25 protein-coding genes are annotated in these 25,329 nt (G+C 31.0%); 8 read left to right on the top strand and 17 right to left on the bottom strand.

What is annotated here, in order from left to right:
- Positions 1 to 2 precede the first annotated feature (2 nt).
- From ACFQ0S_RS10045 to ACFQ0S_RS10025, 5 genes are all read left to right on the top strand, one after another.
- Entirely contained in the window at positions 3 to 932 is a 930-nt protein-coding gene (locus tag ACFQ0S_RS10045; RefSeq protein ID WP_379756922.1) for a UDP-3-O-(3-hydroxymyristoyl)glucosamine N-acyltransferase, read from the top strand.
- A gap of 2 nt (positions 933 to 934) precedes the next feature.
- Positions 935 to 1,297, top strand: a complete 363-nt coding sequence (locus tag ACFQ0S_RS10040) for a nuclear transport factor 2 family protein (protein ID WP_379756925.1) — start codon at positions 935 to 937, stop codon at positions 1,295 to 1,297.
- 285 nt (positions 1,298 to 1,582) lie between these two features.
- Positions 1,583 to 2,446, top strand: a complete 864-nt coding sequence (locus tag ACFQ0S_RS10035) for a hypothetical protein (protein ID WP_379756928.1) — start codon at positions 1,583 to 1,585, stop codon at positions 2,444 to 2,446.
- A 101-nt stretch (positions 2,447 to 2,547) separates the two neighbouring features.
- Positions 2,548 to 3,420: a succinate--CoA ligase subunit alpha gene (gene sucD / locus ACFQ0S_RS10030; RefSeq protein WP_379756931.1), complete on the top strand. Its 873-nt coding sequence runs from the start codon at positions 2,548 to 2,550 to the stop codon at positions 3,418 to 3,420.
- Between the two features lie 142 nt (positions 3,421 to 3,562).
- Positions 3,563 to 3,991, top strand: coding sequence for a hypothetical protein (locus ACFQ0S_RS10025; RefSeq protein ID WP_379819088.1), 429 nt, complete (start codon positions 3,563 to 3,565; stop codon positions 3,989 to 3,991).
- A gap of 460 nt (positions 3,992 to 4,451) precedes the next feature.
- Here the strand turns inward: ACFQ0S_RS10025 and ACFQ0S_RS10020 are convergent, their stop codons facing one another.
- The 4 genes from ACFQ0S_RS10020 to ACFQ0S_RS10005 all read right to left on the bottom strand — a co-directional run bounded on the left by ACFQ0S_RS10020 (position 4,452) and on the right by ACFQ0S_RS10005 (position 6,870).
- Positions 4,452 to 5,051, bottom strand: a complete 600-nt coding sequence (locus ACFQ0S_RS10020; protein WP_379756937.1) for a DUF2238 domain-containing protein — start codon at positions 5,049 to 5,051, stop codon at positions 4,452 to 4,454.
- Positions 5,052 to 5,159: 108 nt separating this feature from the next.
- Entirely contained in the window at positions 5,160 to 5,729 is a 570-nt protein-coding gene (locus tag ACFQ0S_RS10015; RefSeq protein ID WP_379756940.1) for a YceI family protein, read from the bottom strand.
- Positions 5,730 to 5,758: 29 nt separating this feature from the next.
- Positions 5,759 to 6,391, bottom strand: a complete 633-nt coding sequence (locus tag ACFQ0S_RS10010) for an NAD(P)H-dependent oxidoreductase (RefSeq protein WP_379756943.1) — start codon at positions 6,389 to 6,391, stop codon at positions 5,759 to 5,761.
- Between the two features lie 20 nt (positions 6,392 to 6,411).
- Positions 6,412 to 6,870 (bottom strand): MarR family winged helix-turn-helix transcriptional regulator, encoded by a 459-nt coding sequence (locus ACFQ0S_RS10005; RefSeq protein ID WP_379756946.1) that lies wholly within the window; start codon positions 6,868 to 6,870, stop codon positions 6,412 to 6,414.
- 153 nt (positions 6,871 to 7,023) lie between these two features.
- On the opposite strand from ACFQ0S_RS10005, the gene ACFQ0S_RS10000 reads away from it, so the two are divergent.
- On the top strand, positions 7,024 to 7,338 hold the full coding sequence (locus ACFQ0S_RS10000; protein WP_379756949.1) for a rhodanese-like domain-containing protein: 315 nt from the start codon (positions 7,024 to 7,026) through the stop codon (positions 7,336 to 7,338).
- Positions 7,339 to 7,345: 7 nt separating this feature from the next.
- Here the strand turns inward: ACFQ0S_RS10000 and mnmE are convergent, their stop codons facing one another.
- The 6 genes from mnmE to ACFQ0S_RS09970 form a co-directional block, all read right to left on the bottom strand.
- Positions 7,346 to 8,752 (bottom strand): tRNA uridine-5-carboxymethylaminomethyl(34) synthesis GTPase MnmE, encoded by a 1,407-nt coding sequence (gene mnmE, locus ACFQ0S_RS09995; RefSeq protein WP_379756952.1) that lies wholly within the window; start codon positions 8,750 to 8,752, stop codon positions 7,346 to 7,348.
- Between the two features lie 157 nt (positions 8,753 to 8,909).
- Complete coding sequence (gene dnaN / locus ACFQ0S_RS09990; protein WP_379756955.1) at positions 8,910 to 10,028, bottom strand: DNA polymerase III subunit beta; 1,119 nt, start codon at positions 10,026 to 10,028, stop codon at positions 8,910 to 8,912.
- 105 nt (positions 10,029 to 10,133) lie between these two features.
- The gene (gene gldG, locus ACFQ0S_RS09985) at positions 10,134 to 11,819 is read right to left on the bottom strand and encodes a gliding motility-associated ABC transporter substrate-binding protein GldG (RefSeq protein ID WP_379756958.1); all 1,686 of its coding nucleotides are present in this window, start codon (positions 11,817 to 11,819) and stop codon (positions 10,134 to 10,136) included.
- Positions 11,819 to 12,544, bottom strand: a complete 726-nt coding sequence (gene gldF / locus ACFQ0S_RS09980; protein WP_379756961.1) for a gliding motility-associated ABC transporter permease subunit GldF — start codon at positions 12,542 to 12,544, stop codon at positions 11,819 to 11,821. The genes gldG and gldF overlap by 1 nt, the downstream gene beginning before the upstream one ends.
- Before the next feature lie 49 nt (positions 12,545 to 12,593).
- Positions 12,594 to 12,890: a putative quinol monooxygenase gene (locus tag ACFQ0S_RS09975; protein ID WP_379756964.1), complete on the bottom strand. Its 297-nt coding sequence runs from the start codon at positions 12,888 to 12,890 to the stop codon at positions 12,594 to 12,596.
- A gap of 21 nt (positions 12,891 to 12,911) precedes the next feature.
- Positions 12,912 to 13,760 carry an SAM hydrolase/SAM-dependent halogenase family protein gene (locus ACFQ0S_RS09970; RefSeq protein ID WP_379756967.1) on the bottom strand — a complete coding sequence of 283 codons (849 nt, stop codon included), beginning with the start codon at positions 13,758 to 13,760 and terminating at the stop codon, positions 12,912 to 12,914.
- A gap of 108 nt (positions 13,761 to 13,868) precedes the next feature.
- Here ACFQ0S_RS09970 and ACFQ0S_RS09965 point away from each other — a divergent pair, with 108 nt between their 5' ends.
- Positions 13,869 to 14,819, top strand: a complete 951-nt coding sequence (locus tag ACFQ0S_RS09965; protein WP_379756970.1) for a PhoH family protein — start codon at positions 13,869 to 13,871, stop codon at positions 14,817 to 14,819.
- A 112-nt stretch (positions 14,820 to 14,931) separates the two neighbouring features.
- Here the strand turns inward: ACFQ0S_RS09965 and ACFQ0S_RS09960 are convergent, their stop codons facing one another.
- Positions 14,932 to 15,927, bottom strand: coding sequence for a glucosamine inositolphosphorylceramide transferase family protein (locus tag ACFQ0S_RS09960; RefSeq protein ID WP_379756973.1), 996 nt, complete (start codon positions 15,925 to 15,927; stop codon positions 14,932 to 14,934).
- Between the two features lie 224 nt (positions 15,928 to 16,151).
- Here ACFQ0S_RS09960 and ACFQ0S_RS09955 point away from each other — a divergent pair, with 224 nt between their 5' ends.
- A complete protein-coding gene (locus ACFQ0S_RS09955; protein WP_379756976.1) occupies positions 16,152 to 17,105 on the top strand; it encodes a phosphoribosylaminoimidazolesuccinocarboxamide synthase in 954 nt (317 codons plus the stop codon).
- 94 nt (positions 17,106 to 17,199) lie between these two features.
- On the opposite strand, the gene nhaA is transcribed toward ACFQ0S_RS09955, so the two are convergent.
- From nhaA to ACFQ0S_RS09925, 6 genes are all read right to left on the bottom strand, one after another.
- Entirely contained in the window at positions 17,200 to 18,351 is a 1,152-nt protein-coding gene (gene nhaA / locus ACFQ0S_RS09950) for a Na+/H+ antiporter NhaA (protein WP_379756979.1), read from the bottom strand.
- A gap of 48 nt (positions 18,352 to 18,399) precedes the next feature.
- Positions 18,400 to 19,671, bottom strand: coding sequence for an adenylosuccinate synthase (locus ACFQ0S_RS09945; protein ID WP_379756982.1), 1,272 nt, complete (start codon positions 19,669 to 19,671; stop codon positions 18,400 to 18,402).
- Positions 19,672 to 19,758: 87 nt separating this feature from the next.
- A complete protein-coding gene (locus ACFQ0S_RS09940) occupies positions 19,759 to 20,211 on the bottom strand; it encodes a Fur family transcriptional regulator (protein ID WP_151107852.1) in 453 nt (150 codons plus the stop codon).
- Positions 20,212 to 20,265: 54 nt separating this feature from the next.
- Positions 20,266 to 22,485, bottom strand: coding sequence for a RelA/SpoT family protein (locus tag ACFQ0S_RS09935; protein WP_379756987.1), 2,220 nt, complete (start codon positions 22,483 to 22,485; stop codon positions 20,266 to 20,268).
- A 70-nt stretch (positions 22,486 to 22,555) separates the two neighbouring features.
- A complete protein-coding gene (locus ACFQ0S_RS09930; RefSeq protein WP_379756990.1) occupies positions 22,556 to 23,344 on the bottom strand; it encodes a TrmH family RNA methyltransferase in 789 nt (262 codons plus the stop codon).
- A gap of 83 nt (positions 23,345 to 23,427) precedes the next feature.
- The gene (locus tag ACFQ0S_RS09925; protein WP_379756993.1) at positions 23,428 to 25,236 is read right to left on the bottom strand and encodes a gliding motility-associated C-terminal domain-containing protein; all 1,809 of its coding nucleotides are present in this window, start codon (positions 25,234 to 25,236) and stop codon (positions 23,428 to 23,430) included.
- Positions 25,237 to 25,329: the final 93 nt, after the last annotated feature.

The raw sequence follows: 25,329 nt of genomic DNA, 5'->3' as shown, positions 1-25,329 counted from the left end.
ATATGAAATTTCCAAAAGTTCATTCATTAGAAGAAATAGCCAATTTGCTGCATTGCGAATTTGTTGGTGACGAAAACTTTTCCGTTTATGGCATGAACGAAATTCATGTGGTTGAGCCTGGAGATATTGTTTTCGTAGATCATCCAAAATATTATGATAAAGCATTACAATCTGCCGCTACTATAGTTTTAATAAACAAAAAAGTAGATTGTCCTGATGGCAAAGCATTATTAATTTCTGATGACCCTTTTAGAGATTTCAATATATTAACAAAACATTTTAAGCCTTTTCAATTTTCTAACACTTCGATTTCTGCTTCTGCTATAATAGGTGAAGGAACTGTAATTCAACCAAATACATTTATTGGAAATAATGTTATTGTTGGTAAAAATTGTTTGATTCATTCAAATGTTTCCATCTACGATTATACTGTAATAGGTGATAATGTTATTATTCATGCTGGAACTATTTTGGGTGCCGATGCGTTTTATTATAAAAAACGACCCGATGGGTTTGACCAATTGGTTTCTGGCGGAAGAGTAGTTATTGAAAGCAATGTAGGTATTGGTGCGCTTTGTACAATTGATAAAGGAGTTACTGGCGATACCACTATTGGTGAAGGAACCAAAATAGACAATCAGGTGCATGTAGGACACGATACGGTTATTGGAAAAAAATGCCTTATCGCTTCCCAAACCGGAATTGCAGGTTGTGTAATCATTGAAGATGAGGTTACGCTTTGGGGACAAGTTGGTACTACTAGCGGAATTACCATTGGCACAAAAGCAGTAATAATGGGGCAAACGGGAGTTACAAAGTCAGTTGAAGGCGGAAAATCGTATTTTGGAACGCCAATTCAGGAATCGAGAGAAAAACTCAAACAATTGGCTAATATTAAAAAAATTCCGGAGATTTTAAATAAACTAAAATAATTATGTCTGCTAAACAAATTGTACAGGACTTTTACAAATCGGATGCTTTGATTAATGCAACTATTTTAGATATTTATTTGCATCCCGAAGTTATCTTGGAGTGGAATAGTACTAAAGGTTTTATAAAAATGGATCGCAAGGGTTTATTAGACATAGCCACTGAATTAAGTAAAGCCTACATTCGTTCAAAAGTTAGAATCAGCCATATTTTAGAAGAAGGAAATTTAGTTTCTGTGCGTTATTCGCATTACATAAAAACAATTGAAAACCCTAGAGAAGAAATGCTTTTGGCACATTTCATAGTGATTTGGGAAATCAAAGACGACAAACTTTTCCGTGGCTATCAAATGAGCCAGTTGTCATAAAGACTAAAATATTTTTAAAAACACATGTTAGTCAAAAACAAATTTGAAATAACCATAAAAATAACATGTTTCTTTTGGCTTTTTGCAAAAATATTTTCATACAAACTTTGGATTTCAGATAGAACATTTCCTTTGCTTCCAATTTTTGATTTTTTAGATTATATTCCAAATACAATACATCTATTTCTATACTCACTTTCTTTAATTGGAATTTTTTTGATTGCATTTTTTTTCAAAAACAAATACCTATTAATATCAACATTAATAATAGAATTGTTTTCCTGTATGTTAGATCAAAACCGTTGGCAACCCTGGGAATATCAATATTATCTTATAATTTTATTCTTATTGTTATATAGAAATAACCAGAAACAATTTTTCAATTATTTTATATTTCTATTGGCTATAATTTATATTAATAGCGGACTTCATAAAATTAGTGGTGGCTTTCTTTTCGAAGTTTGGGAAAGTATGATTTTAAAAAGTTTTTTTGGATTTTCAACAACACAAATTCAAAGTTTATGGATACATTATTCAGGCTTGTCATTGGGTATAATTGAAGTTTTATCAGGTATAGGTTTGCTTTTTTATAAATCACAAAAGCAAGCAGCAATAACGCTTATAGTTATGCATATATTTATTTTATTACTCATTTCACCCACTGGATTAAACTATAATTCAATAGTTTGGCCATGGAATATTGCAATGATTTTATTCTTATATGTCATTTTTATTAAAAATAATGATAACCAAATTGTTTTTTTGAATTTATTAAAAGGATACAATAAAGTTATTTTTTTTCTAATCGGAGTAGCACCAATTTTTAATTTTTTCGGGTATTGGGACGATTATTTATCCTTTAATTTATACTCTGGGAATTCAAAACGTTTAGAAATATGTTTCCCAAAAAACTCTAACATTCCAGAATACCAAAAATTTTTGTCTAAAAAAAGTCGGTTTTGTAAATCCTGTGCCGTTTTAAAAGGAAACGATTGGGCATTAAAAGAGATGAATGTCGTATTATATCCGGAAAATAGATTGTTTATTGGAATAATAAAAAAATGGAAACAAAAAAATCCTCAAATAAACACTACTTTTTACAGCTATAAATACCCGTATAGAACAAAAGACATAAAAATTTATCAATGATTTAAAAACAAGATTAATTTTATCTAAATTACTTTATTTATTGTTTTTAAACCCTTATTTTTGCAACACAAATTTAAAAATACAATTTAATAAACATAAACATGAGCGTTTTAGTTAATAAAGATTCAAAAATAATAGTTCAAGGTTTTACAGGAAGTGAAGGTACTTTTCACGCTTCTCAAATGATTGAATACGGAACTAACGTTGTTGGTGGAGTGACTCCCGGTAAAGGAGGCACAATTCATTTAGAACGACCAGTTTTTAATACAGTAAAAGATGCTGTTGAGCAAGCTGGTGCAGATACTACCATTATTTTTGTTCCGCCTGCATTTGCTGCTGATGCCATTATGGAAGCTGCTGATGCTGGAATTAAAGTAATCATTACTATAACGGAAGGTATTCCAGTCGCTGATATGATTAAAGCGTACCAATATATTAAAGGAAAAGACTGTAGATTAATTGGTCCTAACTGTCCAGGAGTAATTACACCAGGAGAAGCAAAAGTAGGAATTATGCCTGGTTTTGTTTTCAAAAAAGGAACTGTTGGTATTGTGTCTAAATCAGGAACATTAACATATGAAGCTGCTGACCAAGTGGTAAAACAAGGAATGGGAATCACAACGGCTATTGGAATAGGAGGAGACCCAATTATTGGAACGACTACAAAAGAAGCAGTTGAATTATTAATGAATGATCCTGAAACCAAATGTATTGTTATGATTGGTGAAATTGGGGGTCAACTAGAGGCTGATGCTGCAAAATGGATTAAAGCGGACGGAAACCGTAAACCAGTTATAGGCTTCATTGCTGGCGAGACTGCTCCAAAAGGAAGAACAATGGGTCACGCAGGAGCAATTGTTGGTGGAGCTGATGATACTGCCGAAGCCAAGAAGCGAATTATGAAAGAGTGTGGTATCCACGTGGTGGATTCTCCTGCTGAAATAGGAAAAAAAGTAAAAGAAATAATGGGATAGTCCTTGTAAACATAAAGTAATCTCAACATAAATAATGAACTTAAAAGCTCCACAAAACGTGGAGTTTTTATTTTTGAATAAAAAAGAATTCAACTCGAATTATACAGATTTAAACATATTATCAAATCGACACCTTAACATTATGTACAAAGAATTAAAAAAATTTAAAACCAACAATAGTTTCAATTATACAACAAACGATAGTCTTGAAGAAGTTTGTAACGCCTCAGAAAACGGAAGTGGTGTCTTTCTAGTATATGCAGTTGATGGAGAAGAAAAAGAATTGATTATGGTTGGTTCTACTGGAACTATACAAAATGATGGGACGCTAAAAAGTAAAAACGGTGGCCTTTTTGACAAGATAGTGAATGGACATCAATTTGCAAAAACAGGGAGAAAATACACTTGGCCCACCCAAATGAAATCTGAAAATATTGCGAGTTTAGAAGTATATTGGTATGAAACCTTTAATGCCAAAACCAATGCGATTCCTACATATGTTGAAGGGTTGATTTTGCAAAATTTCTTAGACGAAAATGCAAGATTACCAAGATGGAACGTGGCTTTTTAATTTAATTGATTTAAAACAATCCTGTCTTAAATATATTTTCATATATCAAAATCCGACAATTTTATTTATCCTAGCCTCTGAAATAGTCGTATTTTAAATAGAGCTCTTAATATGTTTTTTGGAAGATGTTCTATATTTTAAAAAAGGTTTAACTAGTCAATTTTGGAGGTTAATTTTAATAAAAATATTCAATCTAATTAAGGCTACTAAATTGGATGGTTACCAACGAAATTTTGATTCAGTTTAAATGCTTAATGGATAAAATTGTAATTAATACTATTCATATTTGTATCATAACAATATTACCATAGGTACCTAATATGATTTTATGTCAAATAATTGTTAATATTTTAGGTTTATGATTACTAACCGACAATCATACAATTTTATAATAAAATCAATATTTATAAAAGGCATCATAAGCGATTTAATGATGCTTTTTTTGTTTTTAAAATTATTTCTATTTAATATTTTCAAGTTGTCGATCTTGGATTTTAGAAAATAAAACTAATCCAATAATAGCTCCTATCGTAGCAAACAACATATCCGATTGTGTATCCCAAACATATCCTTGAGTTCCTAAAAAAGAATCACCGCTATCACCTGTTACTAAAGAAACTACCCACTCAATCCATTCATATGCGGCACTAATAGCCAAACAAATACAAACAATGATAAAGTTGAAAAAGGACTTGTTTCTAATTACCATTTTGCGAATAAACAATTCTCTAATAATTAATGCGGGTATTAATCCTTGTGCAAAGTGTCCTACTTTATCATAATTGTTTCTACTTTGATGAAACGTTTCTTTGACATACTCAAATAACGGGACTTCGGCATAGGTATAATGTCCACCTACAAAAAGTATTATACAATGAATTAGAATAAAAAAATAGGTAAAGTTTGTGAATCTAAATTTCTTGAAAGTGCCTATTAATATAAGCAGTCCAATTATTGCTGGAATAATTTCTAATAAACAAGTAAAATTTTCTTTAGGATTTGTAACTGACCAAAGTAAAGTAATTACAAATATAGTTAACATTATATAGAGCTGTTTCATTCGTTATTTAAATTTTAAATTTACAACTTTCAAATATATACTTTATTGCTATAAAAAAACCGTCTCATATTTTTGCATGAGACGGTTTCGAAGTATTTATAATTTTTTTTAAAATTGCAAAGCTACATTCAAATCAAAATTATCTGAAATCGCTTTATCTCCTAAATTATCAAAGAAACTTCCTGAACCGTACTTAACGTCATATTTTGTACGATCAATTTTTAGGTTAGTTGTTGCACTATTTCCTTTTACTGTTATGATAAATGTAATAGGATTTGTAATGCTTTTAATAGTTAAATCTCCAGTTACTGTGTAAGAGTTTTTACCATTAGCTTTAATTGTTTTAAAAACTAATTTTGAAGTTGCAAATTTGTCAGTTCCAAAAAAATCATCTGATTTTAAATGACCTTCTAATTTTTCTTTTCCTTCTCCTGGTTTTAAATCGGTAGTACTAAGCGAAGTCATATCAACAATAAAATTACCACCGGTAAGTTTATTTTTTTTGAATACTAATAAACCTTCTTTCAGATTAATGGTTCCTTCATGCTTTCCGGTTACTTTTTTTCCAACCCAGTTAATGGTGCTCTTAGCTACATCTACATTTTTTGATTGTGCGTTTACTGTTACACTTGAAATAGTTACTAATAAAGCGATTGCAATTGTTTTTAAATTTTTCATTGTTTTAAATTTTAAAGTGTTTGTATTAATTAAAGAGTGATAAATAATTCTTCGGTCGATTTTCGTACTTTTTTGTAATGTTGTGTTTCATCTTCTTCGTGACGATATCCAATAGTTGCAAGTAATGAAGCATTAAGACCAAGTTTTTCTAGTCCTAATATTTCATTTACTGCTGTAGGATCAAAGCCCTCCATAGGCGTAACATCAATTTTTAATTCTGCTGCGGCATTCAATAAATTTCCTAATGCTAAGTAAGTTTGTTTTGCAGTCCAAACATTTTTAACTTCTTCTGAGAGAGTAGCGATTTTTGATTTAATAAATCCACCATAACCATCTAATGCATTTTCTGGAAGTCCTCTTTCAGATGTAAAAACATTTAAAACGGAATCAATATCGTCGTTTCCAAAATTGGTAATGTTGGCAAAAACTAGGAGATGGGAAGCATCTACAATTTGACTCTGACCCCAAGCAGCTGGTTGTAATTGAGCTCTTACTTCGGGATTTTCTACCATAATAATTTTATAGGGTTGCATTCCATAGGAAGAGGAGGAAAGCCTGATTGCTTCTTTTAATGTATTAAAATCTTCAGTTGAAATCTTTTTTGTTGAATCAAATTTTTTTGTTGCATAACGCCAATTTTGATTTTCGAGAAATGTATTCATAGTGTATTTTTATTTTAAAATTAATTTTTGGTTCTAAATTTTTCTAGCAATTCGTTCAGTTGTTCAAGTTCTGTATTTGATAAGTTATTAGAGAATTTATTTTCATTTTCAGTTATTTTAGGATCTAATTCAGATAAAACATTTAACCCTTTTTGGGTTATCAGAACTTCAATTTTTCTTCTATTTTCTGGACATACTTCTCTTGTAACTAATTCTTTCAAAAGCAATTTATCTACAAGTCGAGTAGTGTTACTGGTTTTGGCAAGCATTCTCTCTTGAATCAAACACATATTTGCAGGACACCCTTTTTGACCTCTTAAAATACGCAAAACATTATATTGTTCTCCAGACAAATCATAAGGTTTCAAAATTTCATTGAAGTGTTCATTAATTACATTTTGAGTATAAATAATATTTAACACTGCTTTTTTTGAAATCTCCATTTCGATATTTGTTTTTATGACATCTTCAATTTTCATTATGAAAGTATTAAATTTGTATATACAAATGTAGTAGTTATTATATTTGTATATACAAATGTTAAGTTATTTTTTTGTTAAAAATGATAATAAATAAATTTCACAAAATTCAGTAAGTAAAAAAAATACTATTTTTGATTAAAAATAAAAATTATGAATTTGACACAACAAGATTGGACTGAGCAATTAGAAAATGATGAAAATGCAGTTGTATTAGACGTAAGAACTGAAGACGAATGCAGTGATGGAATCATTACTAATGCTTTTATGATAGATATTAATAAAGGTCAGTTTTTTATAAATGAAATAGAAACTTTAGATAAATCAAAAAATTATTATGTTTACTGCAGATCAGGAGTAAGAAGCGCTAAAGCCTGTGACATTATGAATGAATTGGGTTTCGAAAACACCTACAATTTATTAGGTGGTTTTATGCAGTGGGATGGTGAAGTAGTGTATCCTGAATAAAAGGTAATTACTTTCCGATACAGAAATTTGCAAAAATATTTCCTAATAGTTCGTCATTAGTAACTTCTCCCGTAATTTCGCCAAAATAGTACAAGGCTTGTTTGATATCTATTGCCATTAAATCAGAAGACAAATTTGATTGGAGTCCAAATTTTACTTTTTGTATTTCGTCCAATGCCCTCAAAAGTGAATCATAATGGCGTGTGTTGGTTACAATAGTTTCATTATTGCGAAGCGCTCCTGTATTTACAAAAGATAGCAATTGATTTTTAAGGTCATCTATTCCTTTTTTTTCTTTTGCTGAAATTTCAATTAATATAGGATAATTGATTATTGATAATTGGGTATCGAATAGGATTCGTTGTTCTAAATTTAATTTATCAATCTTATTTATAACAACAATTAAAGGCTTTTGTGGAAATTGATTTTTTATCTTTTCAATTTCAATTTTAACAGTATTCTTATTGTCAATAATCAATTGTAAGCTATCTATTAAAAACAAAACTACTTGAGCTTGTTCAATTTTTTCAAAAGTTTTCTTGATTCCAATACTTTCTATAATATCTGTGGTTTCTCGAATTCCTGCGGTGTCAATAAATCGGAACCCAATTCCTTCAATAACCAATTCGTCTTCAATAGTATCTCGTGTAGTACCAGCAATTTCAGATACAATGGCTCTTTCTTCATTTAATAAAGCGTTGAGTAAGGTTGATTTGCCTACATTAGGTTCACCTACTATGGCAACTGGAATTCCATTTTTAATCACGTTACCTAAAGCAAAGGAATCGATTAGTCGTTTTAAAATAAATTCAATTCTGTTCAATAATGCTTCAAATTGTGTGCGATCAGCAAATTCTACATCTTCTTCGGCAAAATCTAATTCCAGTTCAATAAGCGAAGCAAAATTGAGCAGTTCCTCACGCAATTTTGAAATTTCATTACTAAAACCGCCACGCATTTGCTGCATAGCAATTTGGTGGGACGCTTCGTTATCGGATGAAATTAAATCGGCTACCGCTTCAGCTTGCGACAAGTCCATTTTCCCATTTAAGAAAGAGCGCAAGGTAAATTCTCCAGCTTGTGCCATTCTACATCCTTTTCTAAGCAATAATTGAATAATTTGCTGTTGGATGTAAGTTGACCCGTGACAAGAAATTTCAATTGTATTTTCACCTGTATAGGATTGCGTACCTTTAAAAATAGAAACTAAAACTTGGTCGATAACTTTGTTTCCATCAACTATATGTCCTAGATGCAGAGTATGTGTTTTTTGTTTGTTTAAGTCTTTACCAGAAATAGACTGAAATATTAAAGAACCAATAGTTATAGCCTGAACTCCCGAAACTCTAATTACGGCAATTGCTCCAGCACCAGAGGGAGAGGCTAAGGCAACAATAGTATCTTGTGGAATCATAAATTGTATATAAAACGGTAAAGTTACAAAGATTTACTTTTTAAAATTTATACAATTTAATTGTAATATTTGAAGTATTGTAAAGTATTTTCAAATATAAAAAATGCCTTGATTTTTATTCTAGGCATTTTTTATGATTTATGGTTTATAATGCATTTTAGTTATTAAGCATTACAGGCATCACTAACATAGTTACTGTTTCGCCATCTTCTAATCCATCTACTGGAGTAAGAATACCAGCACGGTTTGGTAATGACATTTCTAGCATTATCATGTCTGATTGTAAGTTGGTTAACATTTCTGTTAAGAAACGAGAGTTAAAACCAATTTGCATATCATCTCCTTGGTAATCACAAGTCAATCGCTCTTCAGCTTTATTAGAGTAATCAATATCTTCAGCAGAAATGTTTAACTCAGCTCCTGCAATTTTTAATCGAATTTGGTGTGTGGTTTTATTAGAAAAAATTGCAACTCGACGAACAGAACTTAAAAACTGAGTTCTATCTATCATTAATTTATTTGGATTTTCTTTAGGAATTACCGCTTCGTAATTAGGATATTTACCATCTATTAAACGACACATTAATATGTAATTGTCAAAAGAGAAAGTAGCATTCGAATCGTTATATTCTATTTTTATTTCTGCATTTGAAGTTCCAAGAATACTTTTTAAAATATTTAATGGTTTTTTAGGCATAATAAAATCGGCTACTTGCGATGCTTTTACATCAGTTCGAGCATATTTTACCAATTTATGGGCATCAGTTGCAACAAAAGTCAAACCTTCTGGTGAAAATTGAAAAAATACTCCGGACATTACTGGGCGTAAATCGTCATTTCCAGCAGCAAAAATGGTTTTGCTTACAGCTGTAGCTAATACATCTGCAGGAACAAGTGTTGTAGAAGGATCTTCTAGATTTACTGATTTCGGAAATTCTTCACCTGGAGCATACGCCAAAGCATATTTCCCAGAATTTGAACTTATTTCAATAGTGCTGTTCTCCTCAACAGTAAAAGTTAATGGTTGTTCAGGAAATGTTTTTAATATTTCTAAAACTAACTTAGCAGGAACTGCTACACTACCTTTACTCGAAGAATCTATATCTAAAGTGGCAGACATGGTTGTCTCTAAATCAGAAGCAGAAACGGTTAATGTGTTATTGTCTAATTCAAACAAAAAATTATCTAAAATAGGTAGGGTATTGCTGCTATTAATAACACTTCCTAATACTTGTAGTTGTTTTAATAAGTACGAACTTGATACTATAAATTTCATTTTATTTTTTTTAATTTTAGTGTAAACTTACTTAAAATTTAAAATTAGCCTACGTTTTACAAATATATCTTAAACTCCCATAAATCAAAAAGAAATTTATTAACATTACTTGCTGTATTTTCTTTTGCGAATATAAGTAAATGTCAAACCAAAAAACACCAATATAATTATTGGAAGTCCGACAGTTATGAGTTGCGACTTGGTGTAACTGCTGTATACTTTTTCTTTATCGAGCAAAGGTAAGCTTACTTCTTTACTTCTAATGTTAATAAGTCCGTTATCATCCAACAAATAATTCACGCAATTCATCATAAATTCTTTGTTTCCGTATAATTTATTGGTCCATTTATCATAACCTAATTCTAGAGGTTGAAAGTTTTTATCCAATTGATTTTTTACAATATCTCCATCAGAAACGACTATCATTTTATTAATTTTTCCTTGCGACTCAAATGTATTATCTGGAAAAGGTAATACTCTATTTTCATATACTGAATGAAATTTTCCTTCCATCAAGACTGCAACAGGTATATTGCCAGTATTTTTAAATTCAGATTGTTCAGGTCGTTCGGTTACCATATTTAAATTGACTTCTACAGGAGTACCAATCAGTTTTGAGTAGGGAGACGATTGTAATAAAACCGTTTTTTTAATATCATTTTTCAGAATGTCAATACCATTTACAAATTCGAATTTCAATGCATCTAGATTACTAACAATTGGATTTTTTGCATACGGATAAATCAAAGGTGAATAAAACCAGGGGTATTGTGTGTATTGTGTTGCACTTCCTTTTTCACCAGTGGCTAAGGCAATTGGAGTAGCCATAATATCTTTTACTATTGTGGGAGTTATACGAATTCCATATTTAAAAAATAGATCATTTAAATTCAAATCAAGAGGATAGGCGAGTGATGCTCCAGAATCGTTATATAAACTATCCATTTCCATATTTACTTGATCGACTAACCACATTGTTTTTCCTCCATTGATAATGAATTGGTCTAAAACTTGTTTTTCTTCGTCCGAAAATTTCTCGGTAGGTTTTGCAATAATTACTAAATCATATTTTTTTAAGTAGGCTAGACTTTCGTTTGGTTTTTTGGTAACTGAATCTAGTGTAAATGTTCCTATGTAATAATTTTCGCGAACTTGCTTAATAAAATCGGCCATAAAAATATCTCGAAGCTCCCCATTTCCTTTAATAATAGCTACTTTCTTTCCCTTATTTTTAGAAATAGTATTAAAAGCATTAGCAAAAGCATATTCTAAATGCTGGACCGAGCTTACTACTTTTTCAGCTGTTGATGCTCCCATTATATTTTTTAATAAAGGTACTTTTACACTTCTACCATTATAAGTCGCAATTGCCCACGGAAAAATGACTTCCTGAGTTTGTTTTCCTTTATCCTCAATAGTAACATTTATAGGGGTTAAGCCTCTTTCTATAAACGATTGCATAATAGTATCTCTTTCCTCATCGTTCTCTATTGGGTTTATGAACTGAAAAGTGATATTTTTATTATAGGCTTTGTATTCCTCGAGTATTTGTTGGGTTTCGGTTTGTAATTTCTTGAATTCGCTAGGAAATTGCCCTTTTAAAAAAACATCAATGATTAGAGGTTCTTTTACTTCTTTAAGAATGTTTAAAGAAGTTTGAGAAAGCGTATATCTTTTGTCCTGTGTTAAGTCGAAACGATGAAAAAACTGACTGCCTATAATGTTTACAATTAGTAAAATACATAAAGTAAACAATAGATTTTTTAGATTATTTTTATTAATTGCTGTCATTACGATTTCAAAGATTTTAATTTAAAAACAGTAAACAAAAGAAACAAAATCGTTAAACTAACAAAATACAAAATATCTCTAGTATCAATAACACCGCGGCTCATACTTTTGAAATGATTGTTCATGCCTAAAGCTGCAATAAAATTTTCCATACTTGGTAAATAAACCGCTAAACTATCAAAAGCAAAGTAAAAAATAAAACATAAAAAAACAGATAATATGAATGCAACGATTTGATTTTCAGAAAGTGTAGAGGTAAAAATTCCAATTGCGGAGTAAGCACTAATTAAAAAAAGTAACCCAAAATAAGAACCCATTGTACTTCCTAAATCGATGTTGCCTTCTGGCATTCCTAAACTAGAAATAACGTAAACGTATAAAAATGTTGGAATGATTGCGATAATAATTAGTAATAATGCTCCAAGAAATTTTCCGTTTACAATTTCCCAAATGCTTAAGGGTTTAGTTAACAATAATTCTAATGTTCCTTGTTTTTTTTCATCCGAAAAACTACGCATCGTCACGGCAGGAATCAAGAAAATCAGAATCCATGGGGCAAGGGTAAAAAACGGACTCAAATCAGCAAAACCGCTGTTTAATATGTTATAATCTCCCTCAAAAACCCAAAGAAACAATCCGTTGAGCAATAGGAAAATAGCAATCACCAAGTAGCCTATCGGTGAGCCAAAAAAAGATTTTAATTCTCGAAATATGATGGCGTTCATTATATTTTAATTCGTTTAATTTATTTATTGGTGTATTTGAGTTCTAAATTTATTTCAAACTTACTAATTTATCTACACTCCAAGCTTCAGGCTTAGCATTAAATAATTTCTTTGTAAAAGTCCAAACGTCATAAAAAAGTTCTGATTTTCTATAATTTTCTAAATCATCTTCGGTTTCCCAATAGCTATAAGTAAAGAAAATGCATTTGTCATTTTTGTCCTGATACAGTTCAAGAAAACGGTTTCCTGGGGCATTTCGTATCTTACTTTTCATAATATCGAAGTTTTCCAAAAAAGCTGGAATATTTTCTTCATGAAAGGACATTTTTACTATTCGTATGAACATTTTGATTTCAGATTTTTGATTTTACAAAAAATTAATAACAATAGTATCTCTATAGCCCAATCCTAGTAGGCTAGAAGCACTTCCAACAGTCATAGGATTACTTCTAAAAATGGCAATCTCAAGAAAACCTGCTTCGTTAAAAATGGCTAATTTATCACCTTCATAATTCTTAACCTCATAGTTTCTAGTATTTGCAATATCCGAATATTTGGCCCAAATATTTTTTATAGGACTTGATACTTTTTGATTCCGTCTTTGTATCATCGGAATTTCATAAGGTCTCCCTTTCGCAATTTCTAAGAATAATTTTTTAGAAATATTGGTTACTACATTTCCAAAATGGTCAATATATATTACATAACCTTTTATAGAGTTTCGGTCATCGGCAACAATAGCCTGCAATTCGGTAGCTTGTTTTATGGCTGTGATTTCTTTTCCAATTACGTTTAATAAACCACCCCGAGCAATATGAGCCGCAACTGTAACAAATACGTCCAAATCAGTTGCATCAACAGGCAATCTATCGTGAATATTAATAGCAACCATTTTTTTAGGAATACTATTTTGAGTGAGCATGCCAAGAATTCCGTTATCGGCACAAATAAAAAAATGATCGTTCCATTCGATAGCTATATGCTGATTTTCTTTGTTTAACTCAGCGTCAACGCCAATGAGATGAACGGTTCCCTTAGGAAAGCTTTTATATGCTGCACCAATAATGTAACTGGCTTCTGCTGCGTTAAATGGGTCTATGTTGTTTGAAATATCTATAATTGTTGCCTCCGGAAATTCTGATAAAATTTTCCCTTTCAATGCACCAACAAAGTGGTCCTTTAATCCATAATCGGTCGTAAGGGTAATTATTGACATCATTTTGTTTATAACTATTGGTGCAACGTAAACTTAAATTTTACTAAATTTGAGAAATGCAAAGCTAATAATTATCAGTGATTATTTTTTAATTAAATACTATTCCATTTGAACGAAAGAACCATCGAGCTCATAGACATCGCCCCAAATGATTTTTGGGGTGCTCAAGACACTCATCTTGAAACCATTAAAAAATACTATCCAAAGTTAAAGATTGTTGCTCGTGGTACAACTATAAAGGCTTTTGGAGAAAAAGAAGTCTTAGATGAATTCGAAAACCGTTTTAACAGACTGATGCTTCATTTTACACGATATAATAATATAGATGATAACGTAATTGAACGTGTTATACAAAGTGATTTACAAGAAGATCGTAAAGCTTTTGATCATGATAAAATTTTAGTTCACGGTGTTGGCGGAAAAATCATTAAAGCCATGACGCCTAACCAACAATTGTTGGTAGACATGATGAACAAAAACGATATGCTTTTTGCAGTAGGCCCAGCAGGAACAGGAAAAACCTATACTGGAGTGGCTATGGCAGTAAAAGCCCTAAAAGAGAAACAAGTTAAAAGAATCATCTTAACTCGTCCGGCTGTTGAAGCTGGAGAAAATCTTGGTTTTCTTCCTGGTGATATGAAAGAAAAACTGGATCCCTACATGCAGCCTTTATATGATGCCTTGCGAGATATGTTACCTAATGAGAAATTAGAGGATTATATTTTAAAGGGAATTATTCAAATTGCACCTTTAGCCTTTATGCGAGGTCGAACTTTGGATCATGCTTTTGTGATCTTAGATGAAGCTCAAAACACAACCCACTCGCAAATGAAAATGTTTTTGACTCGTATGGGAAAAAGCGCTAAGTTTATGATTACAGGCGACCCTGGTCAAGTCGATTTGCCTAGAAGAACCATCTCGGGACTTAAAGAAGCGATTTTGGTTTTAAAAGATGTTGAAGGTATAGGTGTTGTCTATCTCGACGACAAAGATATAGTGCGCCACCGGTTGGTTAAAAAAGTAATTGATGCCTACAAACAGATTGAAAATCATGATTAGTGAGTACTCTAAATCAATGAAAAATGAATTGTTAAATGAATTCAAAAAGTAGATTTAAAGTTATTATCATTGATTTAGACGGAACTCCTATAAGTAATTTAGTTTATTTGCATTAATTTAAATTTTGATAAAACCAATTTTTTGCATCATAATAATTCATTTTTAAAGAACCTTTAATATTCCAAAGGTTTTTTTTATCTCCTAATCTATTTCCGTCATAGACATAATAATAGCATTTGTTTATTTTTTGAATATCAAAGTGATGCATTCCAGCATTATATTCTTTTATGTATTCATGCCTTTTCAGAAAGAAAGGTTTTACTCTTTTTATAGTGTAATCACCGTTTTTAAATGTCAAATTATATAAAGACACTCCAAATCCATAACCATTGGTGGCATTTTGAATCGGTACTATTAATCCGTTTTTATCTACAAATATTCTTCCTCCACATCTTGATTCACTTCCCATAATGACTTTTGGTTTCTTATGTAATTTCCATTTTCCAAAAAGAGAATCTGATTGATACATATACATTGTTAACTTGTTATCTGTTGCTAATAAAATATTTAAAGTATCTGATAAATATATAGTTGGGTCTTTTAACTTAATGTTTTTTAGTAAAGTATCGCAAACTTTCCATCCAAAAGGGAAGCAACTGGCTTTATACAATAAAACATGATTAGAACCCTGACTTTCAGGAATCATATAATAACTCTCTTTGTATTTAAAAACTTGTGGATATGATAAATGAAACTTTTCTTTCAAAACGGTACCTCTGTACATATAATTTCTTCCATCTGTTGAAGTTAATAAACCAATTTCGGCGTTAGGTTCTATTTTTTTATGTTCAAAAAAAAGATAGAATGTGTCCTTCACTTTAAGGAAAAAAGGGTCAGCTAAAAAATGAGTACTATCATTAATACTTTTAAGTTGCTCTAATGGATATTTTGTATTTTTTTGGACAAAAATATCCTCAGGAATAGAATTGGAATTGGCAAAACCTATTGACCAAGGTCCTCCTTTCTGTTTTAAAAAAGGGATTCTGTAGTTGAAGACAACTAAAACAAGAAATATTAAAAAAAAGATAGTTATAAGGATTTTTTTCATTTGTTTGTGAATGGCGGTAATGCAAAACAACAAATATATTTTAAAATAGTAATAATTCATCCAGTTTTTATTGAATTCATTTTTTGGTTTAAAATAGATTACTAATAATAAAATGAATGACTTCTAAAATTTGATGTCTTCATAGTTTCATTTTTTTTGTCTAAAAAAACTCGTGGATTTTTAATTATATTTGCGGACTTAAACTACAACACACAACTACAATAATGAGTAACACAATTACTACTACAAATTTTAATTTTCCAGGTCAAAAAGCTGTTTATCGAGGCAAAGTAAGAGAAGTTTATACAATCAATGATGATTTATTAGTTATGATTGCAACTGATAGACTCTCTGCATTTGATGTTGTTTTGCCAAAAGGAATTCCTTACAAAGGACAAATATTGAATCAAATTGCCACAAAATTCATGGAACTTACTAAAGATGTTGTTCCAAATTGGCTAATAGCTACTCCTGATCCAAATGTGGCTGTTGGCTATTTATGTCAACCATTTAAAGTTGAAATGGTAATTCGCGGCTATCTTTCTGGTCATGCGGCTCGAGAATATGCACTCGGGAAAAGACAGATTTGTGGAGTAATTATGCCTGAAGGATTAAAAGAAAACGACAAATTTCCAGAGCCAATTATTACTCCAACTACAAAAGCGGATAATGGCGAACACGATGCCGATATTTCACGAGAGGCTATTTTATCTAAAGGAATTGTTGCCGATGAAGATTATTTGGTATTAGAACAATATACAAGAGTTTTGTTTCAAAGAGGAACTGAAATTGCGGCTAGTCGAGGATTGATTTTAGTGGATACAAAATACGAGTTTGGAAAAACTAAAGAAGGTAAAATAGTATTAATTGACGAAATTCACACACCAGATTCATCACGTTATTTTTATGCTGAGGGCTATCAAGAAAAGCAAGATAAAGGAGAAGAGCAAAAACAATTGTCTAAAGAATTCGTTAGACGCTGGTTAATTGAAAACGGTTTTCAAGGAAAAGAAGGACAACATATACCGAATATGACTGGTGATTATATAGAAACGGTTTCAGATAGATATATTGAATTGTATGAAAATATTCTAGGAGAAAAATTTGTCAAAGCAGATATTTCTAATATCAATGAACGAATTGAAAAAAATGTATTGGATTATTTGAAAAATAAATGAAATGAAGATAACAATTTTTAAATTTAAATTGATTTTATAATTTTACAAAAACCAATCTTTATTATGATATGCCTTCTTTGGTATAAGCAAAATTTTAAAGATTTTTTTTAATATTTATATTAAAGCTCAATTTCAATATCATAAAACCAATAAGTCCTGCAATTAAAGAAGCTACTAAAATTGCAATTTTAGAATTGTCAATAACTTCGGTACTATCAAAAGCTAATAGTGTGATAAAAATAGACATTGTAAAACCAATGCCTCCTAAAAATCCAGCACCAATAATATTTTTCCATTTTAGGTCATTAGGTAAGGTACAAAGACCTAATCCTACGCCAATAAAGGAGAAAAGCCATATCCCTAAAGGTTTACCTATTACTAATCCGGTTATAATTCCTAAACTATTTACTTGTGTTAACCCGTTTTGCCAGTTTGTTGCTATAGGAATACAAGTGTTAGCCAATGCAAATAAAGGCAAAATGAAAAAAGCCACTGGAATATGTAAAAAATCTTGTATCAGATAAGAAGTCGATTTTTTTGACCCATTTCCAAAAGGAATTGCGAAAGCAACCAGAACACCAGTAATTGTAGCATGTATTCCAGAATTTAGCATAAAGTACCACATTACTATTCCACCTAAAATATATGGAATTAGATTTCGTACTTTAATGCGGTTAAGAACAAGTAAAATAACCCAAATTCCCAAAGCAATACCTAAATTAGTAAATGCAATGGTTTTAGTATAAAAAATGGCAATAACGAAAATAGCTCCCAAATCATCTATTACCGCTAAAGCGGTCAAGAATATTTTTAACGAAGTGGGAACACGCTTTCCTAAAAGTGATAATATACCAATAGCAAAAGCAATATCGGTTGCCATTGGAATTCCTGATCCTGACTGAGTAGCTGTACCAAAATTAAATAACATATAAATTCCAGCAGGAACTAGCATTCCGCCGAGTGCGGCTATTGCAGGTAAAGTAGCGTTTTTTATACTTGAAAGTTCGCCTATATATATTTCACGTTCTAATTCTAACCCTATGAGTAAAAAAAAGATTGCCATTAACCCATCATTAATCCAATCAACAATACTATGCGAACCAACTGATTGATGCCAAAACTCGATATATTCCTTTTGCCAAACAGAATTAGCTAACAAAATAGAAATAATAGTTACAGCAACTAAAATTAAGCCACCTGCTTTTTCACTCTCGAAAAATTTAGTAAATAGTTTGGTACTTTTCATTTTATTGAGGTTAAAAAAAACGCTTTGATTTCTCAAAGCGTTCTCTATTTATTTGGTTATAGTTTGCTTTCTATCTGGACCCACAGAAACTATTTTTATTGGAACTTCAACTGCGGATTCAATATATTCTATGTATTGTTTCAATTCAATTGGCAATTCGTCATAAGTTGTCATTTCTGTCAAATCGGCTTTCCATCCTTTGAATTCTTTATAAATTGGTGTAACATTTTCCGGTTCTATATTGTAAGGCAAATGAGAGATGATTTCACCTTTGTAATTGTATGCAGTACATACTTTTAAGGTTTCAAATCCTGACAAAACATCCCCTTTCATCATCATTAATTGGGTAACACCATTTATTTGAACCGCATATTTTAAAGCCACTAAATCTAGCCAGCCACAACGTCTTTTTCTTCCAGTAACCGAACCGAATTCGTTACCAACACTTGCCATACTATCTCCAGCCTCTTCAAAATCTTCAGTAGGAAATGGTCCGCTTCCTACACGAGTAGTATAAGCTTTAAAAATACCATAAACTTCTTTAATTTTGTTTGGTGCAATTCCTAAACCAGTACAAGCTCCGGCAGCTGTTGTATTTGAAGAAGTTACAAAAGGATAGGTTCCGAAATCAACATCTAGTAAAGAGCCTTGGGCACCCTCGCATAAAATAGACTTTCCTGCTTTTTGTGCCTTAGCTAAATATTCTTCACTATCAATAAAGGTCAACTTTTTTAAGTCTTCAATAGCTTCAAAAAACTCTTTTTCTAATTCAATTAAATTGTATTGAATGTCTACATTATAAAAGGCTATCATCGCTTCGTGTTTATCGGCAAGGGCTCTATAACGGTCTTTAAAATCTTCTAGTTCAATATCGCCAACACGCAAACCGTTTCTACCCGTTTTGTCCATATAAGTTGGTCCAATTCCTTTTAGCGTAGAACCAATTTTGGCTTTTCCTTTAGCGATTTCTGATGCTGCATCTAATAAACGATGCGTTGGTAAGATCAAATGAGCTTTTCTAGATATAATTAATTTGTTTTTAATATCTAAATTAAATTTGGCAAGACCATCTATTTCTCCTTTAAAAACTACAGGATCGATAACAACTCCGTTTCCAATAATATTAATTGAATTTTGATGAAAGATTCCAGAAGGAATGGTTCTTAATACGTGTTTTATTCCGTCAAATTCTAGAGTGTGTCCGGCATTTGGACCTCCTTGAAAACGAGCAATAATATCATATTTTGAGGTTAAAACGTCAACAATTTTTCCTTTGCCTTCGTCTCCCCATTGCAATCCTAATAATAAATCTACGGTCATTCTGTTTGTTGTTTGTAGTTAGTTGTTAAATTGGTTATTTGTTAACTTGGTATTTTGATTAATCGCTTGGACGAAAAAAAATGCAAATTAAACTTTTTTATTTCCATAAAAATAGAGGGAATGATTGTGAATTTCTATATCAAAAATTTCTTCTATTGTTTTTTTGATCATTTGAATTCTGGGGTCACAAAACTCAATTACTTCTCCAGTATCCGTCATGATAATGTGATCGTGTTGTTTGTCGAAATAGGACTTTTCGTAATGAGCCTGATTTTGCCCAAACTGATGTTTTCGAACCAGAGCGCAGTCTAATAACAATTCAATAGTATTGTATAAAGTTGCTCTACTAACACGATAGTTTTTGTTTTTCATTTTGATATAAAGATTTTCTATATCAAAGTGTTCTTCATTATCGTAAATTTCTTGAAGAATAGCGTAACGTTCAGGAGTTTTTCGATGTCCTTTATTTTCAAGATACAGTGTAAAAACATTTTTTACAATTTCTTGGTTTTTGCTGTTATCAACAGATAGTAGTGTCATGTTGCAAAGATAAATTTTTATTTTAAAAGATTAAACCTTTAAAGTCAGAAACGTTTAATTTTTATACACTCGGGTTACTTTATCTACCCCATCAATTTTCTTAATGTTGTCAATCATCTTATTCAAAATAGTATTGTTTTGAACAATTACGGCTACTCTTCCTTTAAAAAGACCGGCTTCTCCGCTTAAAGAAATACTTTGAATATTTACATTCATATTGTTGGAAATTACTTTTGTCAATTTGTTTGTTAAGCCAATGGTGTCCATGCCAGTTATATTTAAAATGGCTTTAAATTCCTGCTGGGTTGAGTCTATCCATTTTGCAGAAATGACTCGATATGCATAATTAGATTGCATACTTATGGAGTTTGGACAATCTTTTTTATGTACTTTTATACCTTCATTTATAGTTACAAATCCAAAAACTTCATCTCCAGGAATAGGATTACAACAGGATGAAAGTTTATAATCTAATTTGTCTTGGTCCACACCAAATACAAGTAAGTCATAATTTTTACTTAATATTTGTTTGTGAATGTCTTTATCAGCAGTATTGGGTGTTCGCTTGATTTTATTTTTAAAGAAATTCATCAAGGTGTTGCTTTTTTGCGAAGCATAATCTTTTAGCTGTTGATTCTCGATAGATCCAATTCCAACTCTATAAAATAAATCTAAACTCGTTTTTAAGTTAAAAAAGTTTACCAGTTCATTAATTACTTGTTCGTTAATGGTAACTTTTAGGTGTCTTAATTTTCTAGTTAATAATTCTTTTCCTTCTTCGGCTGTTTTTTTAATATTTTCATTAAGAACGTTTCTAATTTTATTTTTGGCTCTTGCAGTTGTAACATAATCTAGCCAATGAGTTGTAGGCTTTTGGCTTTGAGAAGTTATTACTTCTATTTGATCACCACTTTTGAGTTCAGTGTTCAAAGGAACTAATTTTCCGTTTACTCGTGTTCCTCTGGTACGAATTCCTATTTCAGAGTGAATGCTAAATGCAAAATCTAGAGAAGTTGCTCCTTTAGGTAAGGATTTGATTTCTCCTTTTGGCGTAAATACAAAAATTTCTTTGGAGTAAAGATTCATTTTAAAATCTTCTACAAAATCTACTGCATTGGTTTCAGCATTTTCTAAAGCTTCTTTTAATAAATTAAGCCAAATATCTAAACCACTTTCTTCAGTGGCCCCGTTTTTATATTTGTAATGTGCAGCATAGCCTTTTTCTGCAATTTCATCCATTCGTTCGCTTCTTACTTGTATTTCGACCCATCTTCCTTTAGGTCCCATTACGGTAATATGCAGTGCTTCATATCCTGTAGATTTTGGCGAAGAAATCCAATCGCGTAATCGGCTTGGGCTAGGTCTGTAATGATCGGTTACTATTGAATAAATTTTCCAGGCAAGAAATTTTTCTTCGTGAGCATTTGATTTGTATATAATTCGCAAAGCAAATTTATCATAGACTTCATCAAAGCTTACGTTTTGTGCCAACATTTTTCTGCGTATAGAGTAGATAGATTTTGGGCGACCTTTTATGATGTAATCTATTTTTTCTTCATCGAGTGATTTTTTTAGTACTTCAGAAATGGTCTTTATATATTCGTCTTGTTCTTCTTTAGTTTCTTTTATTTTACTTACAATATCATTATAGACTTTAGGTTCAGTATACTTTAATCCTAAATCTTCTAATTTTGTTTTGATATTGTATAAACCCAATCTGTGTGCCAATGGTGCATAAATATACAAGGTCTCAGATGCAATTTTAGTTTGTTTGTTTTCTTGCATTGAATCCATGGTTTGCATATTGTGCAAGCGATCGGCCAATTTGATAAGAATTACACGTACATCATCGTTTAGTGTTAGAATCATTTTTCGGAAGTTCTCAGCCTGTACTGAAGCATTCAAATCCTTTTGAACCATTGATATTTTTGTTAATCCTTCTACAAGTTGTGCAACTTTAGGATTAAATAGTTTTTCAATGTCTTGAATAGTAATAGGAGTGTCTTCTACAACATCATGAAGTAAAGCAGCAGCAATAGATGTGGCTCCTAAACCTATTTCGGATGCTACAATTTTTGCTACAGCAATAGGGTGGAAGATATAGGCTTCCCCAGATTTGCGGCGTTGATCTTGATGTGCATCTACAGCTACATCAAATGCTTTTCGAATTAGTTTTTTATCTTCTGGAGTTAAAGTTTGATAACTGATTCGAAGTAATTCTTTGTATTCTTTAGCAATTGCTTTATTTTCTTTTTCTAAATCAATTTCAAGCATAATAAATTATTCTAATTTTTAAAAATAGAAATAAGAATCCATATATGCAAGAATAAGTTTTATTACCATTCTAAAAACCTCTTTGCCTTTTAGCTTCAAAAATTAATATGGCTGCGGCTACTGAAACATTCATACTATCAATTTCACCTTGCATAGGTATTATAATGTTTTGTGTAGCTTCATCTCGCCATTCTTCTGTTAATCCAGTTGCTTCTGTTCCCACGACCAATGCTGTTGGGGTTGTATAATCTTGAGTATGATAGGAAGTCGAATTTTGCAAGGTAGCGCAGTAGAAATTAATTTTTCGTTCTTTTAGAAAAGTAATGATTTCAGAAGTTGTTCCTGTTGCTATTTGATTGGTAAATATGCACCCAACGCTAGAGCGAACTATATTTGGGTTGTATAAATCACTTTTTGGGTTGGCAATAATCACAGCATCTAGATGAGCGGCATCGGCAGTGCGAAGTAAAGCACCAATATTTCCTGGCTTTTCAGGTGCTTCTGCAATTAGAATTAGTGGGTTTTTAGATAATTTTAAATCTGACAATTGTAACGATTTTGTTTTTGCAATTGCTAAGATACCTTCGGTAGTATCTCGATAAGCTAATTTTTGATAGACTTCTTTTGAGATTTCAATTAACTCAATTTGGTTGTTCGTTAATTTGACAATTTGAGTTTGAGAAATTAATTCGGGCAGGAATAGGATAGTTTCAATCGTATATCCTACTTTAATAGCTAATGTAATTTCGCGTTGACCTTCAATTAAAAATGTTCCAGTTTGTTTTCTAGACTTAGCTTTTTCTTGCAATAAGACTAGTGATTTTATAAATGGATTTTGTAAAGATGTGATTTGTTTCATTTTTAACTAGTAAAAGAACTAAGCTTCAAAGTTACAAAGGTTTTATAAATCAACACTAAATAAATCAAACTTAAACGTTAAGATTATCTGGTTAAAAATAAATAGCCAACAATTGGTTTTGAGTAATCTGGATCATTCAATTCGAGTATATAGTAATAAGTTCCTGCTGCAATTTGTAAAGAGTTAATTAAAAAACCTTGATTTGCGAATCCGTCCCAATCGGGAGTATTATTGTTCCCATTCCAAACTAAAGTTCCCCAACGATTGTATATTGATAATTTAAAATTCAGAAAAATATTTCGCAATCCGTCAATAAAAAAGGTATCATTTTTAGTATCATTATTTGCAGATATAAAGTTATAAACTATTGGTGGACAATTTCTTGAGTTTAATAAAAAGGAAGTAGTGTTAAAACAAGTTCCGTTATCTACCTTAACAAAAATAGTTTTAGGAGTACTCGCAGCACTGTAATTTGAAATTCCCGATATTGGATTGATTTCATTCTCTAAATCGGTAGTTGATTCATAAAACTGGACTATATCTGTAGCATTAACTTTTATTAAATCTTCATATTTTGAAAAATTAAAGATAGCTCTTCCTAACCCTAAATTACAAGAAATCTGATCCTCTAAAGTTTCTAAAATATCCGAAACCAACAAGGTAACTTCTTCAGAAAAAGTATTGTTTATTTCATTTATCTCATTTACTATTCCTTGTCCTGTGCCGTTATCATCTATAACAAATTTTAGTTCAAAATTGTTAGGAATATTTTCAGGAATATTAATTGAGATTGTAGCGGTTTCGCTTTCGTCAATAGGGAGAGTTGTATTCGTTTTAGTTTGTTGTATCAGTTTTTCGTTTGCATAAATTGCAATTGGAGTTCCCGCAGAAAGGGGATTGGTACTATTAGAGTTGAATACAGTATAATCGACGACTATTTTTTTAGAATTACAGGTTTTATTTATCTTATTTATTCTAATTGTTGCATCCGGCAATTGACTATTTAGTTTAGTAACTATTGCATTTATCATTACAAAATCCTGATTTGATGTCAATCGTATAGAAGCATTGGTATCACCAATTTTAATATTGTTTTGTATGTTGTACACATCAAGATCCATGTTGTACAAATTACTGGTTCCAAAAAAACTATTGGTTCCGTTAAATGCATTATTACCCGGATTAAGTGGCGGATTAGCAATTAAATTTCCATTAATAAGCAGGGATTCGTTATTAGCAATGTTTTTATCTCCTTCCCAAGCAACAAATCCTATTTTAGCATCATTATTGTCAATTACATTTAAACTGTTTAGTGTAATGTTAATTTCATTTGGAACAGATTGTAAACCATCATAAACGGTGAGTTGATTTAGCGGAAGATCTTTGTTTTTATAGATTATGACAATCGCCCAACCAGCAAAATTGCCCCCAAATGGACAATAATCTGCAATAATGTCTGTTAAATCTAAGTCAGAAAAATTATAAACTCCATTTCCTGTGGATTGAATTAGTGAAGTTACATCTGCGAAAGCACTAAAAAACGGAAAGCCTCTTGAATTTTCATTGCTGAAAGTGCGAACGGCCGATATAGTTTGATTGTTTAATTTAACCTCAAAATCTCCAGTTCCTGAACCCGCCCAATACAAATAGGCGTTTTCTATGCTGTTGTCTTGATTTAGATTTAATTGTGCGGAAGAATTTGTAAGAATAGTGCAGGGCGGACTTGGTAGACCATCAATATTATTATTTTCAATGGTATTTAAAGTATTTCCAATAAAAACAAAATCATATCTTCCGTTGTACTGTTTAAATAATGATATATCTTGTCCGTAAAATGAAAAAGAAATAAAGCTAATTATTATAAAGATGTATGAATTTTGTTTTATTTTCACGAAAACAAGTTTTTAATTGCCTAAAAATACAATTTTAGTTTATACAATTCTAGATATTTAAAGAACAAATTTTAAGGAATTACTAAATAATAA

The sequence above is a fragment of the Flavobacterium myungsuense genome, from assembly GCF_042677265.1.
In the GTDB taxonomy this organism is placed as follows: domain Bacteria; phylum Bacteroidota; class Bacteroidia; order Flavobacteriales; family Flavobacteriaceae; genus Flavobacterium; species Flavobacterium myungsuense.
This window is presented reverse-complemented; position numbering and strand designations above follow the sequence as displayed.

Excerpts from the sequence above, each read along its gene's own strand:
- ACFQ0S_RS10045 (WP_379756922.1), top strand. The coding sequence starts at position 3 with ATGAAATTTCCAAAAGTTCATTCATTAGAAGAAATAGCCAATTTGCTG.
- ACFQ0S_RS10040 (WP_379756925.1), top strand. The coding sequence starts at position 935 with ATGTCTGCTAAACAAATTGTACAGGACTTTTACAAATCGGATGCTTTG.
- ACFQ0S_RS10035 (WP_379756928.1), top strand. The coding sequence starts at position 1,583 with ATGTTAGATCAAAACCGTTGGCAACCCTGGGAATATCAATATTATCTT.
- sucD (WP_379756931.1), top strand. The coding sequence starts at position 2,548 with ATGAGCGTTTTAGTTAATAAAGATTCAAAAATAATAGTTCAAGGTTTT.
- ACFQ0S_RS10025 (WP_379819088.1), top strand. The coding sequence starts at position 3,563 with ATGTACAAAGAATTAAAAAAATTTAAAACCAACAATAGTTTCAATTAT.
- ACFQ0S_RS10020 (WP_379756937.1), bottom strand. The coding sequence starts at position 5,051 with ATGAAACAGCTCTATATAATGTTAACTATATTTGTAATTACTTTACTT.
- ACFQ0S_RS10015 (WP_379756940.1), bottom strand. The coding sequence starts at position 5,729 with ATGAAAAATTTAAAAACAATTGCAATCGCTTTATTAGTAACTATTTCA.
- ACFQ0S_RS10010 (WP_379756943.1), bottom strand. The coding sequence starts at position 6,391 with ATGAATACATTTCTCGAAAATCAAAATTGGCGTTATGCAACAAAAAAA.
- ACFQ0S_RS10005 (WP_379756946.1), bottom strand. The coding sequence starts at position 6,870 with ATGAAAATTGAAGATGTCATAAAAACAAATATCGAAATGGAGATTTCA.
- ACFQ0S_RS10000 (WP_379756949.1), top strand. The coding sequence starts at position 7,024 with ATGAATTTGACACAACAAGATTGGACTGAGCAATTAGAAAATGATGAA.
- mnmE (WP_379756952.1), bottom strand. The coding sequence starts at position 8,752 with ATGATTCCACAAGATACTATTGTTGCCTTAGCCTCTCCCTCTGGTGCT.
- dnaN (WP_379756955.1), bottom strand. The coding sequence starts at position 10,028 with ATGAAATTTATAGTATCAAGTTCGTACTTATTAAAACAACTACAAGTA.
- gldG (WP_379756958.1), bottom strand. The coding sequence starts at position 11,819 with ATGACAGCAATTAATAAAAATAATCTAAAAAATCTATTGTTTACTTTA.
- gldF (WP_379756961.1), bottom strand. The coding sequence starts at position 12,544 with ATGAACGCCATCATATTTCGAGAATTAAAATCTTTTTTTGGCTCACCG.
- ACFQ0S_RS09975 (WP_379756964.1), bottom strand. The coding sequence starts at position 12,890 with ATGTTCATACGAATAGTAAAAATGTCCTTTCATGAAGAAAATATTCCA.
- ACFQ0S_RS09970 (WP_379756967.1), bottom strand. The coding sequence starts at position 13,760 with ATGTCAATAATTACCCTTACGACCGATTATGGATTAAAGGACCACTTT.
- ACFQ0S_RS09960 (WP_379756973.1), bottom strand. The coding sequence starts at position 15,927 with ATGAAAAAAATCCTTATAACTATCTTTTTTTTAATATTTCTTGTTTTA.
- ACFQ0S_RS09955 (WP_379756976.1), top strand. The coding sequence starts at position 16,152 with ATGAGTAACACAATTACTACTACAAATTTTAATTTTCCAGGTCAAAAA.
- nhaA (WP_379756979.1), bottom strand. The coding sequence starts at position 18,351 with ATGAAAAGTACCAAACTATTTACTAAATTTTTCGAGAGTGAAAAAGCA.
- ACFQ0S_RS09945 (WP_379756982.1), bottom strand. The coding sequence starts at position 19,671 with ATGACCGTAGATTTATTATTAGGATTGCAATGGGGAGACGAAGGCAAA.
- ACFQ0S_RS09940 (WP_151107852.1), bottom strand. The coding sequence starts at position 20,211 with ATGACACTACTATCTGTTGATAACAGCAAAAACCAAGAAATTGTAAAA.
- ACFQ0S_RS09935 (WP_379756987.1), bottom strand. The coding sequence starts at position 22,485 with ATGCTTGAAATTGATTTAGAAAAAGAAAATAAAGCAATTGCTAAAGAA.
- ACFQ0S_RS09930 (WP_379756990.1), bottom strand. The coding sequence starts at position 23,344 with ATGAAACAAATCACATCTTTACAAAATCCATTTATAAAATCACTAGTC.